Source organism: Streptomyces sp. NBC_01261, from assembly GCF_036226385.1.
GTDB lineage: Bacteria > Actinomycetota > Actinomycetes > Streptomycetales > Streptomycetaceae > Streptomyces.
This window is the reverse complement of sequence record NZ_CP108463.1, coordinates 2812857-2837842: the sequence shown is the minus strand read 5'-3', so window position 1 is coordinate 2837842 and position 24986 is coordinate 2812857. Positions and strand designations below refer to the sequence as shown.

Annotated in this window: 34 protein-coding genes and 3 pseudogenes; 18 read left to right on the top strand and 19 right to left on the bottom strand. The window is 69.5% G+C overall.

Translation table 11 applies throughout. The annotated features are described in order from the left end of the window. The first annotated feature begins 145 nt into the window (after positions 1–145). Entirely contained in the window at positions 146–421 is a 276-nt protein-coding gene (locus OG226_RS12350) for a hypothetical protein (RefSeq protein ID WP_329348952.1), read from the top strand. A gap of 546 nt (positions 422–967) precedes the next feature. Here the strand turns inward: OG226_RS12350 and OG226_RS12345 are convergent. Beyond that, positions 968–1777, bottom strand: coding sequence for an MmyB family transcriptional regulator (locus OG226_RS12345; RefSeq protein WP_329348951.1), 810 nt, complete (start codon positions 1775–1777; stop codon positions 968–970). Between the two features lie 327 nt (positions 1778–2104). Here OG226_RS12345 and OG226_RS12340 point away from each other — a divergent pair, with 327 nt between their 5' ends. Both OG226_RS12340 and OG226_RS12335 read left to right on the top strand, forming a co-directional pair. Continuing rightward, positions 2105–2782, top strand: coding sequence for an SDR family oxidoreductase (locus tag OG226_RS12340; protein ID WP_329348950.1), 678 nt, complete (start codon positions 2105–2107; stop codon positions 2780–2782). A gap of 4 nt (positions 2783–2786) precedes the next feature. Next, the gene (locus OG226_RS12335) at positions 2787–3023 is read left to right on the top strand and encodes a hypothetical protein (protein WP_329348949.1); all 237 of its coding nucleotides are present in this window, start codon (positions 2787–2789) and stop codon (positions 3021–3023) included. 98 nt (positions 3024–3121) lie between these two features. Here the strand turns inward: OG226_RS12335 and OG226_RS12330 are convergent, their stop codons facing one another. Continuing rightward, positions 3122–3244 carry a hypothetical protein gene (locus tag OG226_RS12330; protein ID WP_329348948.1) on the bottom strand — a complete coding sequence of 41 codons (123 nt, stop codon included), beginning with the start codon at positions 3242–3244 and terminating at the stop codon, positions 3122–3124. 534 nt (positions 3245–3778) lie between these two features. On the opposite strand from OG226_RS12330, the gene OG226_RS12325 reads away from it, so the two are divergent. From OG226_RS12325 to OG226_RS12265, 13 genes and pseudogenes are all read left to right on the top strand, one after another. Beyond that, positions 3779–4105, top strand: coding sequence for a transcriptional regulator (locus OG226_RS12325; protein WP_329348947.1), 327 nt, complete (start codon positions 3779–3781; stop codon positions 4103–4105). A gap of 1 nt (position 4106) precedes the next feature. Beyond that, positions 4107–5126, top strand: coding sequence for a hypothetical protein (locus OG226_RS12320; RefSeq protein WP_329348946.1), 1020 nt, complete (start codon positions 4107–4109; stop codon positions 5124–5126). Next, positions 5126–5833: an ATP-binding protein gene (locus OG226_RS12315; protein WP_329348945.1), complete on the top strand. Its 708-nt coding sequence runs from the start codon at positions 5126–5128 to the stop codon at positions 5831–5833. Before OG226_RS12320 ends, OG226_RS12315 begins: the two co-directional genes overlap by 1 nt. Before the next feature lie 101 nt (positions 5834–5934). After that, on the top strand, positions 5935–6501 hold the full coding sequence (locus tag OG226_RS12310) for a WhiB family transcriptional regulator (RefSeq protein ID WP_329348944.1): 567 nt from the start codon (positions 5935–5937) through the stop codon (positions 6499–6501). Continuing rightward, the gene (locus tag OG226_RS12305) at positions 6498–7547 is read left to right on the top strand and encodes a DUF2637 domain-containing protein (RefSeq protein WP_329348943.1); all 1050 of its coding nucleotides are present in this window, start codon (positions 6498–6500) and stop codon (positions 7545–7547) included. Before OG226_RS12310 ends, OG226_RS12305 begins: the two co-directional genes overlap by 4 nt. A gap of 101 nt (positions 7548–7648) precedes the next feature. Continuing rightward, positions 7649–7873: a hypothetical protein gene (locus OG226_RS12300; RefSeq protein ID WP_329348941.1), complete on the top strand. Its 225-nt coding sequence runs from the start codon at positions 7649–7651 to the stop codon at positions 7871–7873. Continuing rightward, a complete protein-coding gene (locus OG226_RS12295) occupies positions 7870–8526 on the top strand; it encodes a MobC family plasmid mobilization relaxosome protein (protein WP_329348939.1) in 657 nt (218 codons plus the stop codon). Before OG226_RS12300 ends, OG226_RS12295 begins: the two co-directional genes overlap by 4 nt. After that, positions 8526–10292 carry a relaxase/mobilization nuclease domain-containing protein gene (locus OG226_RS12290; protein WP_329348938.1) on the top strand — a complete coding sequence of 589 codons (1767 nt, stop codon included), beginning with the start codon at positions 8526–8528 and terminating at the stop codon, positions 10290–10292. Before OG226_RS12295 ends, OG226_RS12290 begins: the two co-directional genes overlap by 1 nt. Positions 10293–10396: 104 nt before the next feature. Next, entirely contained in the window at positions 10397–10801 is a 405-nt protein-coding gene (locus OG226_RS12285) for a hypothetical protein (RefSeq protein ID WP_329348936.1), read from the top strand. 319 nt (positions 10802–11120) lie between these two features. Then, on the top strand, positions 11121–11591 hold the full coding sequence (locus OG226_RS12280; protein WP_329348935.1) for a hypothetical protein: 471 nt from the start codon (positions 11121–11123) through the stop codon (positions 11589–11591). A 126-nt stretch (positions 11592–11717) separates the two neighbouring features. Next, the gene (locus tag OG226_RS12275; protein WP_329348934.1) at positions 11718–12518 is read left to right on the top strand and encodes a hypothetical protein; all 801 of its coding nucleotides are present in this window, start codon (positions 11718–11720) and stop codon (positions 12516–12518) included. A 379-nt stretch (positions 12519–12897) separates the two neighbouring features. Continuing rightward, positions 12898–13080, top strand: a pseudogene (locus tag OG226_RS12270) (Tn3 family transposase); the annotation flags it as partial. Positions 13081–13097: 17 nt separating this feature from the next. Beyond that, positions 13098–13493, top strand: coding sequence for a DUF6236 family protein (locus OG226_RS12265; protein WP_329353377.1), 396 nt, complete (start codon positions 13098–13100; stop codon positions 13491–13493). Between the two features lie 120 nt (positions 13494–13613). On the opposite strand, the gene OG226_RS12260 is transcribed toward OG226_RS12265, so the two are convergent. From OG226_RS12260 to OG226_RS12240, 5 genes are all read right to left on the bottom strand, one after another. Then, positions 13614–13847 carry a hypothetical protein gene (locus OG226_RS12260; protein WP_329348932.1) on the bottom strand — a complete coding sequence of 78 codons (234 nt, stop codon included), beginning with the start codon at positions 13845–13847 and terminating at the stop codon, positions 13614–13616. A gap of 220 nt (positions 13848–14067) precedes the next feature. After that, positions 14068–14508 carry an esterase gene (locus tag OG226_RS12255; RefSeq protein ID WP_329348931.1) on the bottom strand — a complete coding sequence of 147 codons (441 nt, stop codon included), beginning with the start codon at positions 14506–14508 and terminating at the stop codon, positions 14068–14070. After that, complete coding sequence (locus tag OG226_RS12250) at positions 14489–14701, bottom strand: hypothetical protein (RefSeq protein ID WP_329348930.1); 213 nt, start codon at positions 14699–14701, stop codon at positions 14489–14491. Before OG226_RS12250 ends, OG226_RS12255 begins: the two co-directional genes overlap by 20 nt. Positions 14702–14752: 51 nt before the next feature. Continuing rightward, the gene (locus tag OG226_RS12245) at positions 14753–15013 is read right to left on the bottom strand and encodes a hypothetical protein (protein ID WP_329348929.1); all 261 of its coding nucleotides are present in this window, start codon (positions 15011–15013) and stop codon (positions 14753–14755) included. A gap of 33 nt (positions 15014–15046) precedes the next feature. Continuing rightward, positions 15047–15394: a DUF317 domain-containing protein gene (locus OG226_RS12240; protein ID WP_329348928.1), complete on the bottom strand. Its 348-nt coding sequence runs from the start codon at positions 15392–15394 to the stop codon at positions 15047–15049. A 259-nt stretch (positions 15395–15653) separates the two neighbouring features. Here OG226_RS12240 and OG226_RS12235 point away from each other — a divergent pair, with 259 nt between their 5' ends. Next, complete coding sequence (locus OG226_RS12235; RefSeq protein WP_329353376.1) at positions 15654–15872, top strand: hypothetical protein; 219 nt, start codon at positions 15654–15656, stop codon at positions 15870–15872. Positions 15873–15876: 4 nt separating this feature from the next. Here OG226_RS12235 and OG226_RS12230 read toward each other — a convergent pair whose 3' ends face one another. The 11 genes and pseudogenes from OG226_RS12230 to OG226_RS12180 all read right to left on the bottom strand — a co-directional run. Continuing rightward, positions 15877–16365 (bottom strand): hypothetical protein, encoded by a 489-nt coding sequence (locus OG226_RS12230; RefSeq protein WP_329348927.1) that lies wholly within the window; start codon positions 16363–16365, stop codon positions 15877–15879. 62 nt (positions 16366–16427) lie between these two features. Further along, positions 16428–17369: a DUF317 domain-containing protein gene (locus tag OG226_RS12225; RefSeq protein ID WP_329348925.1), complete on the bottom strand. Its 942-nt coding sequence runs from the start codon at positions 17367–17369 to the stop codon at positions 16428–16430. 120 nt (positions 17370–17489) lie between these two features. Then, positions 17490–18332: a winged helix-turn-helix transcriptional regulator gene (locus tag OG226_RS12220; protein WP_329348924.1), complete on the bottom strand. Its 843-nt coding sequence runs from the start codon at positions 18330–18332 to the stop codon at positions 17490–17492. Between the two features lie 23 nt (positions 18333–18355). Then, on the bottom strand, positions 18356–19183 hold the full coding sequence (locus tag OG226_RS12215; RefSeq protein WP_329348922.1) for a large ATP-binding protein: 828 nt from the start codon (positions 19181–19183) through the stop codon (positions 18356–18358). After that, positions 19180–19848, bottom strand: coding sequence for a hypothetical protein (locus OG226_RS12210; RefSeq protein WP_329348920.1), 669 nt, complete (start codon positions 19846–19848; stop codon positions 19180–19182). Before OG226_RS12210 ends, OG226_RS12215 begins: the two co-directional genes overlap by 4 nt. Next, entirely contained in the window at positions 19845–20321 is a 477-nt protein-coding gene (locus tag OG226_RS12205; protein ID WP_329348919.1) for a hypothetical protein, read from the bottom strand. The genes OG226_RS12210 and OG226_RS12205 overlap by 4 nt, the downstream gene beginning before the upstream one ends. Beyond that, complete coding sequence (locus tag OG226_RS12200; protein ID WP_329348918.1) at positions 20318–21178, bottom strand: glycosyl hydrolase; 861 nt, start codon at positions 21176–21178, stop codon at positions 20318–20320. The genes OG226_RS12205 and OG226_RS12200 overlap by 4 nt, the downstream gene beginning before the upstream one ends. Then, the gene (locus OG226_RS12195) at positions 21175–21780 is read right to left on the bottom strand and encodes a DUF4913 domain-containing protein (protein ID WP_329348917.1); all 606 of its coding nucleotides are present in this window, start codon (positions 21778–21780) and stop codon (positions 21175–21177) included. Before OG226_RS12195 ends, OG226_RS12200 begins: the two co-directional genes overlap by 4 nt. A gap of 93 nt (positions 21781–21873) precedes the next feature. After that, positions 21874–22035, bottom strand: a complete 162-nt coding sequence (locus OG226_RS12190; RefSeq protein WP_329348916.1) for a hypothetical protein — start codon at positions 22033–22035, stop codon at positions 21874–21876. 447 nt (positions 22036–22482) lie between these two features. Next, positions 22483–22776: pseudogene (locus tag OG226_RS12185) on the bottom strand (DNA cytosine methyltransferase); the annotation flags it as partial. Between the two features lie 121 nt (positions 22777–22897). Continuing rightward, positions 22898–23071, bottom strand: a pseudogene (locus OG226_RS12180) (DNA cytosine methyltransferase); the annotation flags it as partial. Between the two features lie 139 nt (positions 23072–23210). Between OG226_RS12180 and OG226_RS12175 the strand changes: the two are divergent. Further along, entirely contained in the window at positions 23211–23543 is a 333-nt protein-coding gene (locus tag OG226_RS12175; RefSeq protein ID WP_329348915.1) for a hypothetical protein, read from the top strand. Between the two features lie 143 nt (positions 23544–23686). Here OG226_RS12175 and OG226_RS12170 read toward each other — a convergent pair whose 3' ends face one another. Then, a complete protein-coding gene (locus tag OG226_RS12170; RefSeq protein ID WP_329348914.1) occupies positions 23687–24862 on the bottom strand; it encodes a DnaB-like helicase N-terminal domain-containing protein in 1176 nt (391 codons plus the stop codon). Positions 24863–24986 lie beyond the last annotated feature (124 nt).

Sequence of the window (24986 nt, the reverse complement as noted above, 5' to 3'; positions counted from 1 at the left end):
CCGCCGCCACATTCTGTAGGCGGCGGCGCCCCCATCGTGCCGATGAACTGTGTTGTTTCGCGTCGTCCAAAGGCTGCTTACAGGTTCAATCGTTCGGTTGAACGGATGTGATCAGCATCGGTGGTGGCGGTACTTCGGAAGCGACTTGGTCCTTGGACGGGTCCTCTCGTTGGCGTTGGTCAGGGCCGAACTCCTCGGCGCCGACCAGGTGTTGGTCCAGTCGATGGGATGGCCACGGTGGCTGCCCGCGTACGACACCCCGCGCAGTCTCGAACCTGACGGCACGCGCGCCGTCCTTACGGAGGTCCTGGTGGTCCTGCAGCACTCCGAGTGCCCCGACCGCTGGGCGTTCCTCGCCGGCGGCGCTGCCGCCCTGGCTGGTGTCGCCTGCAATCGGTTGAAACGGCGGCACTCCTCCTGAAGGGCGAGCTCGCGATGAGCCTTGACGCAGACGTTCCTGTCCAGTTGGGCACGCGTCCGCTCCAACTCGACAGGGTCGCCATTCGAAAGGTCGACTATCTCGCTCAGATTGGCGGCCCCGGCCGAACCGCGCAGAGAACTGTCCTGCTCCAGGGCCGGCTTCTGGACAAACCGAGGCAAGGTCCGCATCGCGTGCCGCAATGGGGGTCTTTTCGGGGCTGGGGCAGGCTGAGGGCTCGGCTCTGGCATCGGGTGGGCGCCGAGTTCCGCTTCGCCGGTGCGGTGGTGGGGCGTTTCGGGCTAGTCGAGGTGGCTGGTCAGCCGGGGTTCGGGAGGATATGGAGCCTGGCGATCGCGTGAGTGATGACGTCGGTCCAGGATCATCGGGCCGTAAAGCGCAGCCAGTGGCGGCGGCCGGCCTTAACGAGCTAAGCGGCGGCGGAGATCAGCCGCAGGCGCCGCTTGTTGGGTGCCCAGCGGTGGGTCTTGCCGGTCAGGGTGAGCATGGGCACCCAGGTGAGATGGGCGAGTCCACGGAGGCCGATCCCTAGTTGCTCGATACAGCCGTTGCGGGCGTCACGGCCATGAGGCGGTACGAGGGAAGTTCCAGGGGTGCTCCCGCGATGAACCGGATGGCGAATTCCTGGCCACCTCGACCTGCCAGGTATAGGCGACGCGGCTGTTCCGATGCGGGGTGGGTGATGGTGGGCAGGTCGGGTGCGTCCCAGAGCTTGCGTGCGGTCGGGTCGGCGCGGACGGTTTCGATCACGGCTCGCAGACGATCGTCGGTGCGCCACTGTTCGGCGTGCACGCGCAACTGGGCCATCATCGGCATCGCCCACTCCTCTTTCCAATTGACGAGTTGTCTGCGCGCTTCAGGCCAGGTGAGGGCCCATTCCATGACGTTGAGGCCGTGCTGCATCCACGGGAAGTACTCCAGGGCCTTGGCGTTGTAGACCAGCACATCCCACCGGTGGTCGTTGAGGTAGAGCGCCCAGGTGCGGCTGTCCTCGACGAAGGAGCGGATCGAGTCGGGGAGCAGTGCGCCGAGGTGGCTGACAGGGGCTTCCGCGGGGGCGTGACCGCGGGTGACGCGGTAGACGATGTCCCATTCCTCGTCGTTCAGGTCGAGGATGCGGCGCACGGCGTGGAGAAAAGCGTCGCTGTAGTTGCCGGGACGCGCTCCCTCCAGGCTGCCGTACCAGCGACGGCTCACGCCGGCCAGTTGGGCCGTCTGATCCTGCGTGATCCCGACAGTCCGGCACGTCCCGAAAGCCGCCTCAAAGCCGGGGATGTCCGATGTGTTGCGACGTGCCCGTGCTTGCTTAAGAATGCGGGTGACGATCTGGCCCTGCATCTCACTCTCATTCATAACGTTCTCGTAACGACAGGTGGTGAGATCCGGGTCACATTCCCGGTGTATTCACGGCCCTCGTTTCCTGCTGACCATTCACCGCATCGCGTCCTGTAGGCAAGGGAGTTGACGTTGCGTGCCTCGTCCTGAATTCGGAACGCAAAACCCCTGCATCAAGCAATGGGAACTGTCAGTTCCCACCCTCAGGATAAGCACAAGCTTTGCGTTCCTTTGGATCGAGTGACGACGTCCTACTGTCACTGGCACCGCTGCGGCGAGTGGATCTCCGCGACGGCGAACCAGTCCAGCTGACTCGTGTAAAGGATCTTCATGTCGCGCTCCGTTCTGATCACCGGCGGAAACCATGGAATCGGGCACGCTGCGGTCTGCGCATTCCTCCAGCACGGCGATCACGTCGCGTTCACCCACTACACCGAAGGCGCCTCCTTCGATCTCGTCCACGACGGAGCCCTGCCCGTGTACTGCGACATCACCGACCCCGAACAGGTTGAGAGCGCCTTCAAGGAGGTCGAGGCCGACCAGGGGCCGGTCGACGTTCTGGTGGTCAACGCCGGCATCACCCGGGACAACCCGCTGCGCACGCCCGAGGAGGCCTTTGCCGCGGTCCTGGACACGGACCTCACGGCCTCCTGCAGGCTGGCCACGCGGGCCGTCCGTGCCATGTTGAGGACCAAGCGCGGCCGGATCATCCTTGTGCCCTCGGCCGTCGCACTCAAGGCCGAGGCTCAGGCCGACTACGTCGCTTCCACGGCGGGCCTCGTCGACTTCGGTCGCTCGCTGGCCAGGGAGATCGGCCCGAGCGGGATCACCGTAGACACCGTGAGCCCGGGCCTGACCGGCATGGCCATGGCCGGAGACGTTCCGCTGGGCCGGATCGGGAATCCGGAGGAGATCGCCTCGGCCATCGCCTTCCTGTTCAGCGAGGAAGCCGCGTTCGACACCGGCGTCAGGGTGCCGGTCGGCGGCGGCATTTCCGTGGGGCAGTGACTCCTTGACGACGACCGTCTGTGTCGTCGTACGGCACCCACAGTTGACGCGGGTGGAACAGTCCACCCTGCGGCAACTGGAACGGGACACCCTCGCGGGATCTCTGGCCGTGCGGAAGACGATGGTGGGGGATCGCCGCGAGATGGCCGCACACTCCGACGGCGACCTTCGCCAGCTCAAGCTTCCGTATCACCGGGGCCGGGAAGCCGCTGTACGCATCGTCGCCCGCGACCATGCATAGCTACCGCTGAGTGATCGTACGGATGGAAGGCCGCCGAACCGGCAGCGCCTGATCGGGTCAGGGGGCCGGCGCGCATCGCGATTCCGGCGGGAGCGAACTCACGCGTTGTCGAGCAGTCCGGGGTCGTCCGACTCGTCCGACATTCCCTCCAGCCGACGGGCCAGGTCGATCGCGACGTTCGGCAAGTCCAGGCCCGATGCTCTGAGCCCGTTGGCGTGCACGGTGGTCCGGCGCGCCCTCGTCGCGTATGGCGGAAACCACCTTGGTCTCCGCGTGCTGCCGCTCGGCCTCCACCTTGTCGAAGAACTAGACCGGGAGCACACAAAAGACGCCGACCAGCGCTCAGACGGTCCGCGTCTTCGGTTTGGACCCGGTGCGGAGCTGCTGCATAGCGCCCGCGGAGACGGCCACGCCGGAGGCGTCGCGGACGCCGAGCGATGCCTCCCTCAATCGTCCAGCGCGGTGTTCCATGCCTGGTCAGGGTGGGTGCGAAGAGGCTGGACTTGTGCCATGGGTCGCCATATGGTCCTGGTCCCCGCACAAAAGGATCACCGGCGGGGATGGGCCAGGAGGGGAGGGACGATGCACGCACGCGGGCCATGACGCGGACCGGGGAAACGAGACCGGCGCCCGGGAGCTACCAACTCCCAAGCGCCGGGCCGGCACCCCGAAGAGCGCCGATTCACATCTCGCGGGCGGCGGGGCCTCTGCACGAGAACCGCCGCACCGCGCTCCTACGAATCACGGAGTATCGCATGCCCGTCATGCCGAGCGGAATTCCGGCCTGCCCGGACCCCGACCGCCCGCACCGTCTCGCCGCTCAGCTCGCCGGCATGATCCCGGGCTCGGCCACTATCAGGGTCGGCCTCAGCGACCCGAAGGAGACCTGGCCCCACCCGCACGTCATCGTCAAGGACGAGGCCGGTCGGACCATGGAGCTGTCCCGGATCGCCGCCAGGGTCGCGGCCCGCTGGATCCTGCGGGTCTGGCCGGAGGTGGACTGGACCCGGCCGCACACCTTCGACCTCGCCGACGCGACCCTCACCCGCAGCGACCTGCTCACCGCCCGTCGGGGCCGCTGACATGGCGCGGATCCGAACCGTCAAGCCGGAGGCTTTCGTCTCCGAGTCGCTCGCCGAGGTGAGCGTCGAGGCCGAGCGGACCTTCTTCGGGCTGCTCACCCAGTCAGACGACCACGGTCGGCACCGCGACAACGCCGCGATCATCGCCGGGCTGCTCTGGCCGCTGCGCGCCGAGCACACCTCGGTCCACGTCGAGGACGACCTCCACCAGCTCGCGAACGCCGGTCTGCTCTGCCGGTACACCGGCTGCGACGGCCGCCGCTATCTCCACGTCGTGACCTGGTCCGCGCACCAGAAGATCGACAAGCCCAGCCAGTCCCGTCTGCCCTCCTGCCCGCAGCACCACGGCGGCGACCGGTGCGGTGCCTGCAAGGGGATCTGCACCAAGCGGATCGAGGAGTCGCGCACCCCTCCCCGAGGGCTCGCCGAGGCTTCGCCGAATGCTCCCCGAGCCCTCGATCTGCCCGCGCAGCCCGCTGCGACGCCTCCCCGCCACGCAGGCGGAACCTCCGCCGCCCTGCAGGACACCCTCGACGGCATGGCCGACACCCCTAACCAGGTGGACACGAAAACAGCAGGTCAGACGGCATTCTCCGAGGACTCCCCGAACCTTCCCCGAAGCCTCTGCGAGGGCTCGGCGCCTGGATCTAGGATCTTGGATCCTGGATCTTCTTTCCCTACGGGGCGCACGGCGCCCGCGGTCACCGTCTCGGCGAACCAGCTCGTCGGCGAGTACATCGCTGCCTGCGACGAGCGCCCGCCCAGCGATGTGATCGGGCACCTCGGCCGGATCGTCAAGAAGCTCCTGGGCGAGGGCATCGCCCCCGAGCACATCCGGGCCGGGCTGCAGAACTTCGCCGCCAACCCCAAGCACCCGAGCGTGCTGACCAGCATGGTCAACGAGGCCATGAACGCACGCCCCGGCGGTTTGGCACGACCGGGAATCCGCCCTACCGTGCCCGCTCACCAGGCGTGGACCAACCCCGCCAACGCTGCTGCTGCCTATGCCGAGGAGCTGTGATGCGCACCCGTAACCGCGAACCGCAGCCCCTGGGCGGCACGGGCACCGTGGACCGGCTGGCCCGGATCCTGGCCGCCCGCAACATCGACCCGGCCGCCGTCACCGACCTGGCCGACGAGCCCGAGCCGTACTCCCCGCTGGACGCCCTCCTGGCGGGGATGCCCCCGCGCTACCGGGCCGCCGTCGCCGACCACCCCCAGGTCCTGGCCTGGGCTCGGGAGGTGGCCGAGGCGGCCGTCGCCCCCAGCCGGGGAGCCCGGCGACAGGTCACCACCGGGCCCAGCCTGCTGATGGCCGGGGTCGTCGGCGCGGGCAAGACGCACCAGGCGTACGGCGCGGTCCGGCGGCTGGTGCAGAGCGGAGTCGGCGTGCGCTGGCGCGCGACCACCGCCGCCGACCTCTACGCCGACCTGCGCCCCCGGCCCGGGGCCGACAGCGAGCGGGAACTGGCGGCCGTCAGCCGCTGCCCGCTGCTGATCATCGACGACCTCGGCGCGGCGAAGGCGTCCGAGTGGGTGGAGGAAGTGACGTACCGGCTGATCAACCGCCGCTACAACCACATGCTCCCGACCCTGATCACCACCAACCTGGCGATCAAGGACCTCCGCGCCTACCTCGGCGACCGCGTCACCAGCAGGCTCGCGCAGATGACCACCAGGGTCGAGTTCGAGCCGGTCGACCGCAGACGCCACCGCCCCGCAGCCTGACCCACCGCAGGCCGCGCCGGCAGCGAGCCACCCCTGCACTCCCGACCCAGCGCCCCCTCCGCCGACGCCTCTGCGCGCGGAGGGCGATCGGAGCAACTCGCATGACTATCACGACGATCAGCCCTGCCCGTCACCGGTCGCTCGGCGACCACACCTGGCAGGACCAGGCCGTCTGCCAGAGCACCGAGTACAACCCGGTGGACCCCGAGATCTTCTTCCCGGACCCCGACGAGACCGACAAGATCACCGCCGCGAAGTCCCTGTGCGGTCAGTGTCCGGTCCGCCGCACCTGCCTGGACGCCGCCCTGGAAAACGGCGACACCGACGGCATCCGAGGCGGACTGACCGAGGAAGAGCGTAGGTCGCTGCACGCGAAGCTCGCCCAGCGCCTCGACTACAGCCGCGTCAACGCCACCATCGCCGGGCGCGACGTCCACCTCACCAAGGACGAGCGCCGCGCGGTCGTACACGCCGCCTACCACCACGGAGTGACCGAGCAGCGCCTGGCCTGGCTCCTGAAAATCACCGAGGAGCACGCCCAGAAGCAGTACCGCGAGATTCGCCGCGCCCTGCGCAACCGAGACCTGGACCAGACTCCGACGACCACCCCGCCTCACGAGACCGACGACGAGCGCCTGGGCCGCGACGACTTCGGGACGGCGGCGTGACCAACACGAGCGCGCCGAAGACGGCGCACATCACCGGCTGGGACCGCGCGGTCGTCATCGCCCTGGGCGGCGCCGGATGCGCGTTGTCATACGACGCCCTCCAGCAGATGGCCGTCGCCATCCACGTCCGCGGTCTCCTGACCTACCTCTTCCCGCTGGTGATCGACGGCTTCATCGCCTACGGCATACGGGCACTCCTGGTCCTGCGCGACGCACCCCTGCGCGCCCGGCTCTACGTCTGGACGCTCTTCGGCACGGCCACCGCCGCCAGCATCTGGGCCAACGCGCTCCACGCGGTGCGCCTCAACGAGGAAGCGGGCTCGGCCACCGGGCTCCGGCTCGGGGACACGGTGGTCGCGGTGCTGTCCACCATCGCCCCGCTCGCGCTGGCTGGCGCGGTCCACCTCTACATCCTCATCGCCCGGGGCCCGGTCAAGGGCAGTGACCGCGAAGTCCTCGGTCAGGCTGACCGGCCCGAGGGCATCGCGGTCACCCGGACTGACCGGGTCGGTCAGCACGAGCCGCAGGCCGGTCAAGTCAGCGCCGGGCAGCCGGTCACTGCGCTGACTGACCGGCCGCGCCTGTCCCTGGACAAGCAGACCCCGGGTCCCCGGTCACTGACCGGGGACAGTGCCACGGCGGTCAACGGCAACGAGGACACCGGTGACACCGGTCAGTCGCACGAGGCCGCTGACCAGTCCGGACAGCCGGACACCGTGCCGTCGGTCACTGACCGCCCGATTGGAACCACGCCGGTCAACGGCAACCAGGACACCCTCGTGCCGCTCACCGACCGCCCGGTCGCCCTGTCGCCGGTCACTGACCGGGACACCCGGACATCCAGTGACCGGCGTCCTGACCCGGACACCGAGGAGCTGCTGAAGATCGCCCGGTCGGCGGTCAGGGCCGAGGACAAGCTGACCCGCAAGGTGGTCGCCCAGGCGATCCGAGGTCAGCAGATCCCCCTGTCCAGCGACACCTTGACCGCGCTGATGGCCCAGCTCCGCGAGCAGCACGGACAGCCGGTCACCCCTGCCCGGGACTGACCGGACAGCACGAAGCGGGTGGCCGCGCCGGACGCCCTCGCCGGTCACCCGCTCCCGGCCACGCTCCCCACATCCTCCAGAAGCGAACCGGAGCACACTTCATGCGTACTCACCCGGCCACACCCGCCGAGGTCGACTCCTGGCTGACCGTCCTGCACCAGCACGGTCACCTCTACCGCGCCCAGTCCGGCCCTGATACCACCTGGACCGTGCAACGAACTAGGGACAGCCGCGCCTGGACCCTGCACCACCCGGTCCTGGCCATGGACTGGATCGAGGAACTCGTCCGCGAAATCCGGCAGGAGAATCCGGAGACGCGCCGGTGACCGCCAACGACCCTGTGGCCACCACGGCCGGACAGCAGCGTGACCCCAACACGGCTCCGGGCGGAGCAAGTTGTCGCCTACGACGGTCCTACGGCCCGTCGTACGCACTTGCCCCCGCCCAGGAGGGCGGGGGAAGTCCGGTTGGTCCCCGAGCGAGGGCGCACGGGGACCAACCGGACGACGGACACCAGGGGGCGCCCGTCGCCGGGGGAGAAGCAGACGACCGCGAGCAACCGAGCCCGAACACCCCCGCCTTCCCCGACCGCACGCCGCGCCGCCGCAGCCGCAACCCGAGTCAGCGCACCCGCAAGACGACCACGCGCCTCTCCGACACCGAGAATGCCGAGATCGTCCTCGCCGCCACGCAGCGCGGCATCACCGTCGCCCGATTCCTCGCCGCAACCGCCCTCGCCGCCGCCCGAGGTTCCTCCACCTTGTACACCAACGAACAACTCGACACCGCTATTGACGAGTTGGCCGCCCTGCGCACCGCCCTCTCCCGCATCGGCAACAACATCAACCAAATCGCCTACGTCTACAACGCCGGAGGCCAGCCCCGTCCCGGCGAACTCGACCGCGCCTTCGCGATCCTGATCCGTCTCTTGGCGCGTATCGACGACGCGGCTGACGCCCTGGTGAAGAAGCGACTTTGATGGTGCCGAAGATCCGGCGCGGTTCGCGGACCTACGGTCTGCTGGTCTATCTGTACGGCCCTGGCAAGCGTGACGAACACATAGACGCCCACTTGGTGGGGAGTTGGGACGGCTTCGCGCCCGACCCCGGACGCGACACCAGCCCCGACCCCAAGGTCACGCTCGCCCGCCTCGCCGCCGCACTGGACCTGCGCGTTAACCAGGCCGGCGACAAGGCCCCTGCCCAGCACGTCTGGCACTGCTCGGTCCGCACCGACCCCGGCGACCGGCCCCTGACCGACGCAGAGTGGAACACCGTCGCCCGCCGACTGGTCCAGGCGGTCAACCTCGCCCCCGAAGGCGATCCCGACGGCTGCCGCTGGGTCGCCGTACGGCACGCCGACGACCACATCCACATCCTGGCCACCATGGTCCGAGGCGACCTGCGCCGCCCCAGGATGAACTACGACTTCAAGAAGGCCCAGGCCGAATGCCGCCGCATCGAGAAGGAGATGGGCCTGCGCCGGCTCAAGCCCGGCGACGGCACCGGAGCCAAAACCCCCACCAGCGCCGAACGCTTCAAGGCCGAACGCACCGGCCGCACCGAGGCTCCACGCGAAACGCTCCGCGAAGCCGTCCGTCAATCCCTCGCTGGAGCCGCCACCGAGGAGGAGTTCTTCACCCGGCTGCGCGAGGCGGGCCTGCGCGTGAAGATGCGATACGCCCCGTCCGGTGACGCCCTCGGCTACAACGTCGCACTCCCCGGCGACCGCAACCGCGACCGCGAGCCCATCTGGTTCGCGGGCTCCACCCTGGCCCCCGACCTGTCCCTGCCGAAGATCCGCCGTCGCCTGGCCGACGCCACCTCCGACCGTACGACGCCCTCGGTATCCACGAGCGGTCGAGCGGACTGGTCGCAGTCCGCCCGGGAACGGCGCAACGCCACCGGCATCGCCGAACGCGCCGCCATCCTCCTCGACACCGACGACGACGAAGCCACAGCCCAACTCGTAGGCGTTGGTGAACTGTTGGACGCGGTCGCGCAGACCTCCTCGGCCGTCACCCGCGCCGAACTGGCTGCCGCATCCCGCGCGTTCGAGCGCGCCACCCGCAGCCGCATCCGAGCGGAGTACGCCGACACGAGGGCCATCCGTTCGGCGGCCCGGGGGATCATCCAGGCCGGCAACGCTCTTGGCCGAGGCGAGGACGGCGGCACCACCGCCATGCTCGTCTCCACCCTGGTCCTCGTCGCTCTCGCCGCCGCCCGCTGGCACTCCGCACGCGGGCACGCCCAGCAGGCCCACGCTTCCCGACAGACCGCCGAGCACCTACGAGCCGCCTACCATCAGGCCGCCGCCACCCCCATGCAGACACTGCGCGACCAAGGCCGCGCCCTGCCCGAAGCTGAACGCCGAACCCACGAGACCACCATCCACGCAGCCCTGACGGAGCGTGGACTGCGAGCAGACAGCACTGCGTCGAAGACCGACGCCCTGGCCGCCACCCTCGCCGAGGCCGAGCAAGCAGGCCACGACCCCAAGACCCTTCTCCAGGAGGCCATCGACCTCCGCGAACTCGACACCGCCGACGACGTGAACGACGTCCTGGTCTGGCGCCTACGCCGCCTCGCCCAGCTCCCCGCTCACCCCGCCGAAACGACCCACCGCCCGCATGCCGACACCGGCCAGCCCAAGACCTCGACCAACCGCACCAGCACCCAGAAGACACCCACGCCCGCAGCCCGCCCCACCACCTCCGACCCGCGCGACCGCCCACCACACCGCTGACCAGAGTCGGACAGGCCGCTCACCAGGTTGACCGACGCCACGAAACCCCTGGACAGCCGGTTCCACCAGCTGTTACGGATGAAAATAAGGCCCCCGACCGGGAGATGACGCTCGTGCCCAGAACCACCCACCGCCCCGCAGAGCCGACCCCCGTGCTCCCCGCCGTCCCCGCCGACACCGATCCCCTGCTCCAACTCGCGTACGAGACCCAGCCGCCCAACGGCCCCGGCGCGACGCGCTGCCTCGGCCACCCCCGCGCGCTCGCCCTGCGCGGGATCCCCGTGATGTGCACGGCCTGCCGCGCCCGGCGCGACTGGCTACTCATCAACCACGGCCGCAACGTCTGGATCGTCTGCCGGTGCAGCAACCAGTGGCTCGAACCCGAGATCAGCCGCACCGACTTCGACGCCCTGATCGCCATCCCGGACGGAACGACGTACCCCAGCGTCGAGCAGGGCCTCGCCGCGCTCGGATTCGATGGAGCCTTCGCCGGCACCTACCTGGAGTAAGGCCAGTCCTGCCGACAACCGCCCGACACCACCAGGCGCAGCCCTGACCGAGGAGAGAAGCTCCCCACGCAGCCAGCGCGAGGGCTTCTGTCGCCTTTCCGGCCGGACGCCCAGGAAGATGGACCCAGCCGAATGGGGGCCTACGTTCTCGCCTCGCGGCCCCAGCTCCACCAGCTGGCTTCAACGCCTTCGCGCGGCGGATGATGTCCTCGGTGACGTCGGCCATGGCGAGGGCCTGGCCCGGCTCGTAGTCGGGGACGTCGACGGAGGCGGTGATCTCCGGGCGCGGGTTCGGGTCGGAGGGCAGTGCGCGCGGCTGGTGAGCGCGGATGCGGGACAGGTCGAGAGCGCGGTTCTTGACCACCGCGGTGGCGGTGGCGGTCTCCTTGGCGGGCTCGGCTTCGGTGAGCGGCTCGACGGCGGCCGGCTCGGTGGTCTCGGCCGTGGTTGCGGCCTGCTGTGCGGCCGCAATCCGCTCTGCCTTCTCGGCGCGGATGTTCTCGACCTCGGTGGCCAGTTCGCGGAGTCGGGCCAGGTCGTCGGTGGTGACGGTGCTGCTGCGCGACATGGCGTCGAACGCGTTGATCGCACCGTCGAGGAGGGCGTCCAGCTCTTCGTCGTTGTGGGCTGTGATGTCCTCGGGAAGCGAGAACTCTTCCATGGGGCCGGTCTCCAAAAGATCGTTCTTGGAGACCCGGCCCAGAACCAGCGGTTGTCTGTTGCAGTTGGTAGCCCGCGGCCTCGACGAGCAGACCGATCGCGGCTCTCGGGTGCGGCTCGCTGGGGCTGAACCCCCGCTACCTTGTGCCGCCTCGCCCCGGTTCGATCTACCCCCCGGCACGGGTGAGTCGAGCTTAGGGAAACCTTACGTAGAGGCCGGGTTGACGTTTGGTAGTGCGAGCGTCATTCTTTGGCTGTGCCTTACAACTCGGCCTCCCCGGAGGAGGCAGACACTAATCCGCGCCTGGGGGCCGAGAACCGCCCTCCAGGCCAACTGCTCACCCAAGCAGCCCAGTTGGCCAGCGCGGCGGAGGCTCTCCTGGAGAAGGCCGTCATCGCCGAGAGGGCGAAGGGGACGTCCTGGGAGGTCATCGGAGACATTCTCGGCGGCGTGTCTAAGTCCGCCGCCCAGAAACGCTGGGGCTCGACGGTGGCCAAGTGGCGAGAGTCGAACGTGGTCCAGCCCACCGCGCCTGTCTCCCCGCGCGACGAACTTGTCGAATTCACGATGGCGTATGACGAGCTGGAGGACGCCTGGCACGGTGCCAATGAGATCGTGCAACGACAGCCGCTGCTCGCCGACTTGAACAACGCGACGGCAGCCTTGTCCGGCTCCCCCGGCGACCGCGCCGCCCGTCTCTCGCACTGGGTGCAACCACCCTCCCACACGTGCGAGTCGACCAGTGATTGGTTGGTGACCCTGTACCGCACCAGCCAGGGGCGCGAACGCGACATCGACCGCACTGCGTTTCTGGACCAGTGCAGGAACCGCGACCCTCGGGTTCGCGAACTCACACTCAAGCTCCTCGCCGACTGGTTGCGGCACCAAGACTCAACCCAACGCCACAGCGGTGGAGGCGTCGACCGCCAGCTACTCGATGAGGCTCGCGACCTGCGCGCCGAGAGGCACCCGACGAAGCTGACTCTGGAGGAGCGGGTGGCGAACCTTGAGCGCGCCTTCGGACATCTCTTGTCCGAACAGGCGGAAGGGCCATGAACCCCAGCACGATGCCACGCAGCTAGACCGCAGAAGCTGCCTCGCCCGCGTCTCGACACAGCTCCGCCGCCTCAGCGAATCCCTGGAAAGAAGCACTGAAGGCGGCGGCAGATCAACACCCACCATGTGAAGGAGGAAAGTCGACCCATGTCCAGTATCACTCCGTCGTCAAGTCCTGGCGACGGACCACAAGAGTCGAAGCGGGTGGATCTTGCCCTGGCCGGGTCCTATGCGGCGGGATACTCCGCTGCGCTGGGGGTCGGTGCTGGGCTGTCTCCAGCTATGACCCTGTCGCAGGTGGTTGCGGCGACGCTGTGCTGGTTCCTCTGGAGGCGCCTGCGTTCATGACGTCGTAGTTGTTGGGTGGGGCCCGTGCCGAATGGTGCGGGCCCCACCGCAAAGGCCGGGCGTGCTACGGCACTGCGCGGATGTGGAGATCGACCGGCAGTACACCGACACCCACGGGGCGTCCATCGTCGGGTTCGCCTTCGCTCACATGCTCGGCTTCAACCTGCTGCCGAGGCTGAAGAACGTCGGCTCCGCACGCCTGTTCCGTCCGGCGGCCGGCCAGGATGGCACCTGCTCCCGGACGGTCTGCGATCGGTGCCGGTGTCGAAGATCATCCAACTGCGTACGGACCATCGCGCGGAATTCAATGCCTTCACCCAAGCAGTCGACAACGCTGCGACGGATCTCCGAGAGCACGTGGCCGGCATCGAAGACCGGGCGGCCTTCGAGCACCACCTTCGGCTGCAGTTCGACGAGAGCATCGCGGTGCCGCTTGAGGAACTGCGCGAGGCCATGAACGGCCTCCACCTCAAGACCTTCTACAGCGCGCTGAGTTACAAGTTCGAAGTGCCTGCTCTCGCCGCTGCGGCGAGCGGTTGGGTAGGCAACGTGCCGATCGCCGCAGGAGCCCTTGCGGTCGCGGCCGCCACTCTGCGCCAATCCACGGCGGAGACGCGAGATGCTTAGCTCTCGGGCTCGCCCGTCAGCTACCTGCTCCGGGTGGAACGGAACTTGAAGCCGACCACACTGGTGCGGCGGGTCGCGCGGACGATTGGCCGAGGTGCGGGGTCCGGAATCTAGCTGCGCTCAGGTGCGGTTGCCCTGCTTGGGTAGTCCACCCCGGAAGTCGCAGCCGGGGCACGCGTCCTCGCCCTGGATATGGCCTTCGTACCAGCCGAGGACGGCTGCATGCAGGATCGCTTCCTCCACCGAGGCTTCGCCGTTGCGGACCGACGCGATGGCGTTGCCGACGACCACCCGGAGCACACCGTTGTCGGGCGAGGGGAACGGCGGGGACGGCATCGGTGAGTCGGACGTCATGGCCGCAGCCTACGGGCGGGCACGGGAGCCGGTCAGCCGGACGGAGTGATCTCGTACTGGAAGGGACTACGCCGGACTCCTCGGCCCACAGCGACGAACTTCGGCTATCCCGAGGGTTGGCGGACCGCCGACCATTGCGCCTTCCTTGTCCATCGGCGAACAGGCGTACGGCAAGGCCGCCCCTGCCTGGTCGGCGTGGGGCGGCCTTCTGCGGTTTCGGTCAGACCTGGGCGAGGCGATTGGAGAGGTCGAGGGCGGCGGTCGCGACTGCGAGGGCGGCGCACAGGCCGAGCACCTCGTGGAGGGTCGGGCGGACGAGGCGTGGCCAGTCGTCCGGGGCGGTGGGCCAGGAGGCGAGATGCACTTCGGTGGTGGCCAGGCCCAGATGGGCCGTGACGTCCCAGCCTGCAAGGGAGGCTGGTTCCCAGTGCAGGCGAATGCGGCCGAGGGGGAGTCTCGGGGTTTCGGCGGGGAGCCAGGTGACGTCGAATGGTCCGTCGGGGAGGGCGGAGACGCGCTGGACCAGCGCGCCGCGTACGCCGCTCGGTATGGGTTGTACGGCGAGACGGTCCAGCGGAAGGAGATGCGATGGGCGGGATTGCGACGGGATAGGGGCCTCCGGCGTGTGTTGGTGGGCTCGGTCAGGCCCAGGCGAGGGCATCGCTGACCGCCACCGGGAGGTAGTCCTCCTGGCCGTCGTCGGCGATGAACGCCTTGCCGTCCCGGACGACGACCTCGACTCCCACGTAGTGGGTGAAGGGGAAGTCTGGGTTGATGGCGAGGCGGATCGGCAGGTTGGGATCGAGGTTCTGGAGCTGGCGGAGCAGGTGGCCGACAGTCAGGTAGTGGGGCACGGAACCTCCGGGATCGGTACGGGATGGCAAGGCGGAGCTGGTGATGGTGTGTCAGGAACCGTCGAGGCGAAGCAGATCGCGAAGGACTTTCGGGCCCTGGGTGTGGCTGGCGAGGTGTCGCTTTCGGCTCTCGTTGACGTAGCCCTTGCCGGGCTGCTTCATCTCCCAGTCGCCGCACGAGCAGATGGCCTGTGTGTACGCGCGGCCGGGGCAGTCGGGGTGGAGCGGCTTTCCGGAACTGGTGTGCTTGTGGTCCGCCGGGCAGAGCGTGCCGTCGGCGTGGTGGTTGGTGAGCGGGGCGCGGTGTGCCAAGGGGGCCTTCCGAGACAGGGGTCGGTAGCGCGGTCAGCGGCTGGGGGTGGCGATGAGCGCGGTGAGGAAACCGGCAACGGCCTCGGAGGGGGTGTGGAGGCCGAACTCCTGGACCCACGGCTCGCCTTCGGTGGGTTGAACCCGGACCTGCCAGACGATGCCGCGCTGCCAGGCGGTGGGGTCCTCGGGGAGCCAGCCGACGTAGACACGGCCGTCGGGGCTCGTCGCGTGGACATTGGCCTGCGGGGTGTCGACGACGGCCCAGCCGAGGGCGTGGAGGAGTTCGAGCACCGGGTCCGCGCAGTGGTCGGAGGAGAGTCGGCAGCGTTCTTCCACGGCAGGGCGGACGATAGCGGGCAGGTGGGTGGCGGAGGCGGTCACGGTTGGACGATCCCTTCGTTGACCTGCGGTTTTTCCAGCACCCGTACGTTGACATGCGGTGTGCCGAAGCGCGTAGTCGTTTCCCGGGGTGCGACGTCTGCCGTGGGCGAACTGGCAGCCGTCAGCAGTTGGCCGGTGACCCGGGAATGGATCGGCGGACGCAGTTGTCGTACGTGGGTTGCGGCGATGGGTCGCGCAGGACGAGGCGGGAGCAGGGGTGGCGAGCAGACACTGGGACGGCGTCGGGCTGGAGCGCAAGATGCGCGCCGCCGGGAGGCCGTGGACGGTGGGCGACATCGTGATGGTCGCCGACGGTCAGTGGGCTGTCGGTGCGCAGTCCGACGGACGGCCGGACGAGGGCGGGGAGTTGGAGGACCGGATCGCGGACGGGCGTCGCGTCGAGTTGACGTTGGAGGAGCTGGCCCGCGTGGTGGGGTCCCGTATGTGGGATGGCCACCGTGACGGGGACGGCGCCTGACCGGTCAGCGGTGCGGCCCCAGTCCGGCCCCCGGCGGGCCGATAACGGCTGAAGGCGCGGGTTGATCGGGCGACTGGCCCAGGGCGCGTGGAGCGTGCGCGGAGCGGGCGACAGCGGCCTGGGCCAGGCGGACTGCTGGAGTCCGGTCCGCGGTCGCGGCGGTTTCACGTGCTTCGATCACGTGGCTGATGGCCTGCAAGGACGTACGGCTCTCTGCTTGGGCGATGCGAAGGTCCGCCGCCGTGCTGGTGATCCGTTCCAGCTCGTAGAAGGCCGGCACGTGGCCGGGCCGGGTGAGAGCGTGCAGACGGTCCTGGTGCACGGCCACGGCGCTGTCGGTGATGACCAGGGCGGAGCGGATGTGCATGGCCGAGCGAAGGAGAGGGTCGTTGTTGGGGCGGCGGACCGCGAGGGCTTCGAGGTCTTCGATGGGGCGGCCCCAGGCTTTCTCGATCATGGCGGTCGCTTGGTCGAGTGCGGTGGCGTCGGACATGGCGGAACTCCCGGCATTCGGGGGTGTTGTTGCGGTCAGAGGTGGCCTCGGAGCCCTGAGGATCAGCGGCTGTGGCGCTGGGCGGGCGAGATGGCCGGCCGCAGGGCCTCCGGGCTGTGCGCGGACTTGCTCGACCGGATCTGGGCCGAAGTCGCGGTGCGGCTGCGGGCGGCCATGATCCGGAGGCCGGCGGCTGTCTGCGGGGTGCGTGCGGCGCGGTGGACGGCCTGGGCGACAGCGGTACGGCGCACGTCGAGTGGGGTCGGAGCGCGAGAGATCTGGGGGACGGTCAGGCCGACGGGGGTGAGCGTGACCAAGTGCTGGACCTCGCGGGAGATTTGGTGCCGCTCACGGATCACCGGGGCTGGATCGGTCATGGCGGCTGCCGTCGCGGCGATCAGGTGGGACGGGGTGCGGGCGGTGAAGACCGCCTCCGCACGAGTGCCCCAGCCCGGTGGACCGGCCCACAGCGTGACGGTTTCGTCGTCCCAGCTGGAGAGGCGGTTGTCGATCAGGACGCCTGCCTGCCCGTCGGGGGCGACGATCTCGACGGTGCCGCGCTCGGCCGCCTCACGACGCCAGCCGGCTTCGGTCAGCGGTCGGACGGCGTCGGCCCAGTACAACGACGGGCTCGCCAGAAAACGCCCGTTGCCCTCGTAGGCATCGGCTTCGGCGTAGTCGTGAGCCAGGGCGGTGGTGAGACCGGCGACGATCTCGGCCGGAGTGACATGGTTGAAGGTCGCCGTCCAGCGGGGCGCGGAGACGGCCTCCGCGGATGCCGTGATCTTCCACAGTTCGAAGTCGTCGCCGAACCAGCCGATACGGATCCTCTGGTCGGGCGAGGTGACGAGGAGCTGGCAGGGTCCCTCGTCGAGGTGGTGGTGGGGCCAGTGGGCGACGGGGGCGAAGCCGGCTCCTCCGGACCCGTTGGAGCCGGCCAGGTATCGGGGGCTGACCAGTACGTCTTCGAAGTGGTTCTGGTCGTAGGGCAGTTGGGTGCTCATCGTCGGGACTCCGGGGCGTGGGAGGGCAACGCGCCCGCATGCGCAGGGGGTTGGCCTGCCGGACTGCACGCGGGCGCCGTGGCAACGGGGAGAAGCGGCTGACTCTCAGCGTCAACTGGATCACCGGCTTCGGGAGAGCGATGACCGGGTGGTGACGGTCGCCGGCGGCCGCGGTTGCGGCTGCGGTGCGTGACTGAACAGGGCGTTGGCCGCTGGGGCGCTCCGGCGCAGGGCCGCCGCGGTTCGGACGCCGTCCGACCCTAGCGGGACGTCGGCGTGAGTCCGGTTGGCAGTCGTGATGGGGGCCGGGGGCGCCGAGTTCCTCCATACGGAGACGGGGTTGTTCCAGTACTCGACGGCCTCGTAGACGGGGCCCAGCGCCCGCCCGGCATCGGTCATGACGTACGGGTCACCGTGGCGCGGACCAGTACGGGCGACCAGCCCGTCGGCCTGAAGCCGGTTGAGTCGATACCGGGTGAAGCCGTTGTCCAGGCCGGTCTCCTCGGAGATGTGGCCGAACCGCATGGGGCCGTTCGCGTCGAGGAGCTGGATCACGGCGGTCGAATGACGAAGGTAGAGACGCTGCACGGCATTCTCGACCCGTTCGGCACCAGCCATCCTCCCGAGTGACAGATGGGCCTGGGACCAACTCGACAGGGCGTCGTGGACTGAGGAGAGCGAATCGCCGAATGCGCTGAGCTGGTACGGAGCGCCGCGCTGGTAGCCGACTCGAACGACCAGCCCGTCAGCGTGCATCTGAGCCAGCCGCTTGCTGACGAACGCCTCGCTGATGAAAGGGAGTTGGGCGGCGACTTCACCCACACGCATAGGGCGACCCTGCTGTGCCAGGGTCTGCGCCGACCAGATCGTCCACCTCGGTGCGATCAAGGACAGCGCGTCCTCGACACGCTGGGCATCGATCGAGCCGATCGAGAACGCGGAGGGCTGTACGGGGATGGACATCGGGGAGGTTCTTTCTGGGGGAATCAGCGGGAGCGGGAAGGCTTGGTGGCCGCGTCTGTCGCGCGTACGACAGACGGGTCGGCGGCGGCGACGGGGAGCGTCGTGGTGCTGCTGCGGTTGAGGGCGGCGGAGACGCGCGGCGTGGCTGTACGTGCGTCTCGCAGGGCCGCTTCGCCTTTCGGCGTGAGCGAGAGGAGCTGTCCCGGCCGGTACAGTCCCTCGCTGGTATCCCGGTCCAACAGCCCGTCGGCGACCAGTCGTTGGACGGTCTCGGGCCAGACCCTGTCGGAGGGGCGCTCGCCGCGCTCGTCCGAGAGAGAGATGTAGCCGTAGACCCCGCTCTGGTGGAACCGCAGTCCGCCGGCCTCGACGGCTTCCAGGGCCCTGAGCCGGAGATCAGCGGACACGGCCCAGTCATCGTCGCGGCCGGAGACCTGTCCGTTGTCCAGGTCGCGTGCCGCTGCGTCTGCGGGCGAAGCAGCGTCCGGCTCGGGGAGGAGACGGCGGTACGCGAAGATCGACTGGGTGAGTCGCTCGTAGGCCGCGTTCTGCGCCGAGACGAGCCGACCGATCTGCGCGACGGTAGACCGCAGCGGCGTGTACGAGCTGGGTGAACCGTTGAATTCGCCTCGCCCGACGGGTTCGAGTACTCCGAGAGCGGCCTGGGTCGCGCGTGTCACCCGGCCGTGCAGCTCGTCGAGTTCGTGGGCGGCCCCGATGACGAGCGTCGAGGCGCGGTACAGCGGATCCCCCGGCCGGTAGGCGATGTTGAGGGTCCAGGGGTCCTCGTCGCCGAGCATCTCGGCGACGAGGTGGGCGCCCGGCTGCTTGGTCGCGTCGTGGGGGTTCATTCGGCGGCCTCCATCCGGGCGAGCAGCGAACGGACCAGGGTGGGCAGGCTGTCGGGGCCGTCGCCGATCCGGACGTGGGCGGTCGCCTCGCCGAGGACGTACGCGGCGTCGTCGAGGAGACCGCTGGAGATCTCCATGCAGGCGTCGGTGATCCGGGAGGCCGCGAGCAGGGACTCGGAGAGCACCTCGACGTAGTCGCCCGGCGGCAGGCCGGCAGCTTCGGCGGCGGTGCGGATCGCCGCCAACTCGATTGCGTTGAAGGCGAATTCGGACTCGTGGTCAACGTTATTGCCTGCGGGCGCTGCCGAGGCCGGTTCCGGCGGTTGCGTGGGGATGCCCACGCGCGTGCAGATCTGGTCGACCGAGGTGGTCAGTTCGGCGAGGGATTCGGTGAGCCACCCCAACGCGGAGGCGTAGGAGGCCAGGGTGAAGAGACCCGCGGGCGTGGTGGGGAGCGGCGCGTCGGCCACGAAGCCTTCGAACCGGTCGTTCAGCTCGCAGACCACCCGAGGTCCGGCGGACAGCGCACCCAGCGCGGGGTGCAGGTAGGAGCGGCTGACGGCCGTCGGGTACTCGGTGGTGAGGATCCCGGAGACGCTCTGTGCGGCATCGGTGAGGAGGCCCGCCAGTTCGCTACGGGCCATGGGGGCGCGGTGGGCGGTCATCGCTGGGGAGCCTTTCGGGACGCGGTGACAGCTGGCTGAGCCGCCGTTGGACGAGATGGAGGGACAGCCGTCGGCTGATCGACCGCGTGGGGAGAGTGGGATCGAGCGGCCTGGACGCGGGCCTCGGTGGCGGAGGCTGTCGTGGTGTCCTGTTGTGGGGCGGTGCGGAGGTGGGCCGAGCGGTAGACCTCGTAGTCCTGTCGGCTGCCGGCGGCGACGAGATAGATCTCGCGCGTGTGGGTCGAGGTGGGCGGTGCCGGGCGGAACTGGATGACCATCCGGTAGGAGACGGACGGGTCGACGTAGACTTTGTGGAAACCGGCGAGGCGGCCTTTCAGCGGCAGGCAGTCGTCGCTTCCGTGGACCAGGTTCTGCAGTTCCAGCAGCGCCAAGTCCCTTATCTCGTCGGGGAGTTCACGCAGGTCCGCGATGGCGTCCGGGTGCGCGGCGAAGGCGAAGCGGGCGCGGCTCACATCGACCTCCGAGAACCCGGCTGCCGGGCCGTTTCTGTCGGCGGCACGTGGTGGGCATCGAGGTCGGCTTTCGGGAGTGCGGAGACGCCGGCCGACCGGGTGAGGGCAACACCGGCTCGGAGGGCGGCTGCCTCGTCGCGGTATTCCGGCGGCTGCGGCAGAGGACTGGTGCGGTCGTCCAGCCAGTTGCGGGCGGCGTCCTCGTCGCCGAAGGCGCCCTCGCGCATCGTGTACGTGTGGGCGTCCGTGTCGCCCTCTTCGAGGAAGACCTGAATCGGTGCCTGAGCAGCGCTGGAGTCCCGGGTCAGCGTCCAGGTCTCACATGGGTCGAAGTCCGAGGTCTGGCTGTCGAGGACCTCGTAGCGGGCGCCCGACTCCCGTATCTGCTGCTCGATCCGGACAGTGAGATCGTCGGCGGGCTTCATCAAGTTCCCGCCGACCTGGGTGATCTGCTCGGGTGGGCAGCCGCGTTCGATCAGCCAGTTCTGCGCGAAGGCCACGGTTGCGTGATGGCTCGACTCGAAGGTGAACGTGTTCAGGCTGAGATCCCGCGCGACCATGATCGCTGCTACCTGCGGTTCGCCGGGAACACCCCAGGTGATGGATCGGTCGTGGGCGACGACGAAGCTGTGCGAGCCGTGGGGAGTGGTGTGGTGCTTGGCCAGGACCGTCAGGTCGCCGGGCCAAAACGCTTCCTCCGCGCGTTCGGAGGCCGTGTCGGCGGGCTCGAAGTCGTCGAGACGGAAGTCGAGTTCATCGGCCGCCGGATTGCCGGGCCAGAACCCTTCGTCTACCTTCCCGGAGTTCGCGTCGGTGGGCTCGAAGTCGTAGGGCCCAAAAGCAGGTTCGTCGCTCATGCCGCCAGTCCCAACTGCTCGGGCGCGGGGGTGGTCAGCACGCGGTGGTTGGGCCGGGTCGGGCTCGTCGTGCAGGCGGCGAAGGGGCCGTCGGGAGCGCGGAGGTGGACCAGTGTCTGGTCGAGGTGGTCGCGGTGCCACGCCGAAGGACCGGACAGGCCGGCCTCGGCGTCGGTGAGTTGCTGCCAGGCGAGCCAGAGGGCGTGCAACCGGGCGACGGCCTCTGGGTGTTCGTGCCACTGCGCGCACCACGGGCGGCTCGTGCTGATCTCTCGGCCGTACACCGGGAGGAAGAGGTAGTTCACCCAGTCGCTGAGGGCGGCGAGTTCGACGGTGTACGCCTCGCCGCCCAGGGCGAGGATGAACACCGAGGTGGGGCCGTCCGCCCGCTCGGATTCGGCTGCCTCTGCCGCCGGAGCGCCGTCCTCCGGCCGGGATGCTGCGGGCTCGGGATCGGGTTCGGAGCCGAGGCGGTCGAGGATGACACCGTGCTGCCTGACCTCGGCCATGGTCTTGGCGAGGGTGCTGGCGAGGTCGTCGAGGTCTTCGTCGGGGACGCGGATCGGCTCCGGGGTGGGGGTGGTCTTGCTGGTGTCGGGCATGGGGGCGTGCTCCATCTGTGGGACGGCGACATGCCGAAGAGGGTCCGGAGAAACCGCGATTTGGTGCGGCCGGGGAATCCCGGTAGTGCGGCGCTATGCCGTCGTGCAGCGAGGGCAACGGGGGAAGAGCGGGGCCAGCAACTGCATTGCGCGGGCGGCCTGTTGAGGTACGACACCGTTGCCGAGCGCGGTGAGCTGAGCCGGTCGGCCGAGCCCCGGGGTGGCGGTGACCCAGCCGGGCTCCAGGCCCTGCATCCACTCCACGAAGTCGGCACGGAGCCGTCCGGCCGCGTCGGTGGGCGGCGGCGCGGGTCGGGTGAGCGTCTCCCATCGGGTGATGGCGGCGGCATATGCACCCCATCGCCGGTCTGCTCCCCGCTCTCCGGAGCCGAATCCGTCCAGAGCGGCAGGACCAACGGCGGCAGGGGAGGGTGCAGTTCCTTCCCCGGTCGGCGGTCCGGGGCGCCCGTGCCGTTGGCCCATCGTGTGGGCAGCAGTGATGCCGCCGCACTGGGCAGGGTCATGTCCCCGTTGCCGTGGCGCTGGTTGGGCGAGCCCTTGGTCCCGTCCGACGCCTTCGGGGTGGGCAGGAGCCACTCCACCTCGTCGGCGAGGTTCGGGCCGTGGCCCCCGCTCTTCCTCTTGGCGGGGTGCTGGGAGCCGCCGTTCTTGCCGATGTTGCTCGTCGGTGTCTTGAGCAGGGTGGTCGGCGGGCCAGGCGGTGAGGAAGGTCCGCTCGCGGCGGTGCGGGGCTCCGATGTCGGAGGCGCGAAGCACGAGCCATCGTGTGTCGTACCGGAGGTCGGCCAGGGATCCGAGTACGGCACCGAGTGCCCGCAGAGGAGGCTGACCTGGGGTGTCTCCCAGACACCACGGGCAGGGTTCCACGTCGCCAGGGGAACCGGCGGGTGAGGTGAGCAGGCCGCGCACATTCTCGATGACCACCAAGCAGGGTCGGAGGGCCTCGACCGCACGGGCGACGTGCAGCCATAGCCCTGAACGGGTCTGGGAGTTGAGTCCGGCCCGTCGGCCGGCGACCGAGACGTCTTTGACAGGGGAAGCCCGCTGTCAGGACGCACACCCGGGGGACGGCGGACCAGTCGACGGTCGTGATGTCGCCGAGGTTGGGCACCTCGGGCCAGTGGCGGGCCAGGATGCGCGCGGCGTCCGGATCGACCTCCGCGTGCCAGGCCAGCGTGCCGCCGAGGGCGGATTGCACTCCGAGATCCAGTCCGCCGTACCCCGAGCAGAGCGAGCCGATCAGTGGCGGGCGAGTGATGGTGGTCTGCATGTCACCGACTCCGAGCCGTCCGGTCCGCGGGAGTTGCTGCTGGGGCACCTGCGGGAGGTGGAGCGGGAGCAGCGGTCGTGGACCGGTGGCGGGCGGCTTGGAGCCGCATGGGCGGAGGCGCAATCGTCGCCGATGCGGCGTGAAGGGAGTCGGCGGCTTCGCGAAGGGCGGTGTCCGCCAGACCGAGTGCGTCGTCCATCACCCGCGCCGCTGTTTCCCGGGCATCCCGGGCATAGGGCTGTTCGCGAAGGTGCTCGGTCCGGTGCAGGAAGGAGAGCTGGTGCGCCACTGTTCCGAGAGCGGATGCCGCTTCGCCGGCAGGCTGTACAGCGGCGGCGAAACTGGTGATGACCCGCGCAGCGTGGGCCTCCTGGTCCTGGGCGACAGCCCGGAAGAGGACCTCGTCGCCCAAGTCGGTTATCAGCTGGCCGAGTTCGGAGATCTGCTTGGCGATGGCGACGCTGTCGGGTGAACGGTGAAGGTCTCCGGGGCTTGGCAGTTTTCCGCGTTGGGCGTCGAAGACTGAGGCCGTGGCACGCAGAGCCAGAGCGTCGGAGAAGGGGGTGTTGTTCACGGTGAATTCCATGGGAGGGGACGAGCGATGGGCTGAGGGGGTTAGCTGTGACCGCGTGAAGGCGGTCGCGTGACGGCCGGGATGGGCGCCGAACCGGGCCGCGCCGAGGGCGGCGGCGCTGCCCGCGGTGTGCTGCGGGAGAGAGCGGCGCGCACCTGCGCAGGCGGAGTCCCGGTCGGCGCGAGAACGGGGGTTGGTGGCCTCGGAGTTGGGCGTCCGTTCGCGGCCTGCCAGCGGGTACGCACGTCGTCGAGCGGGCCGAGCGCGTGCAGGGCGTGGTTGATGAGCCGCCCGGGGGCCAGCGTCTCGTTCTCCGCCAACTCCCGGACGGCGCGCGCGGAGGCGGCGGCGGTGCGGGTGAGCGAGGAGCGCATGACCTGCTCGCCGAGCCACTCGGCGCTGCCCGCGCCCACGCCGTCGCAGATGGCGGTGAGTTGGTCGTCGGACAGGGTCCCGTCGGCCAGGAGCCCGCGCTGCTGGGCTTCCCAGAGCAGGGTGATCCGGTCGATGGGTTCGCCCCGGTGGTGCAGTGCGCCGAGACAACGGTAGAGCTGCCCGTGGGCCGGGTCGGCGAAGTCGCACGGCCGCAGCCAGCCGACGACCTCGTCCATGGCCCTCGGCCGCTCAATCAGCACGGCCAGGAGGAACCGCTCGTCCTCGGCGACCTGGTCGGACCGGACCGGCGGCGGGACGACGGTGGTGGTGGACGGCGGGGGAGTTGGCGCGACGGGGCGCGGTTCGGTGCCCCAACGCCGTGCGAGATCGTTGAGGACGCCGGTCAGTACATCCGCGTGGTGCAGGGCTCCCTCGACCTCGCCCCGTAGGGCGTCGGCACGGGCCGCTTGGTGGAGGCGGATCGCGTGTTCCATGATGCTGCGGTGGATCGCTCCCTCCAGCACCATGCGGCCGTAGACCGGGGCGTGTTCGGAGCGAGGGCAGGCCGAGATCAAGGTGTGGGGGTAGGCGGCGGTCAGCCCCCGGACGTGGCGGCTGGCCTCGTCGACCGCGTCGGTCACCCAGGACAGCGGCGGTACGGATGTTTCGGCAGCCAATGCGGGGTGGCCGTCGTTGCGCAGCTTGCGCAGGGCGGCGAACAGGGCTTGGTGGACCGGCCGGTAGAAGTGATCCGGCGCGAGCCAGTCGAGGTGCGCGAGCTGGCCGGGGTCGAGCAGCACCGAGCCGAGGACCGCCTGCTCGGCGCGCAGCAGCGGGTTCATCGCTTACCCCCAGCGCGGGAAGCGGGGGACTGGCTCTGTCGGACACGGAGGTCGGCGACGGCCTGATCGGCAGCCGTCATCGCCTGGGCGAAGCCGTCCAACATGCTGGTGAACGCGGGATCGG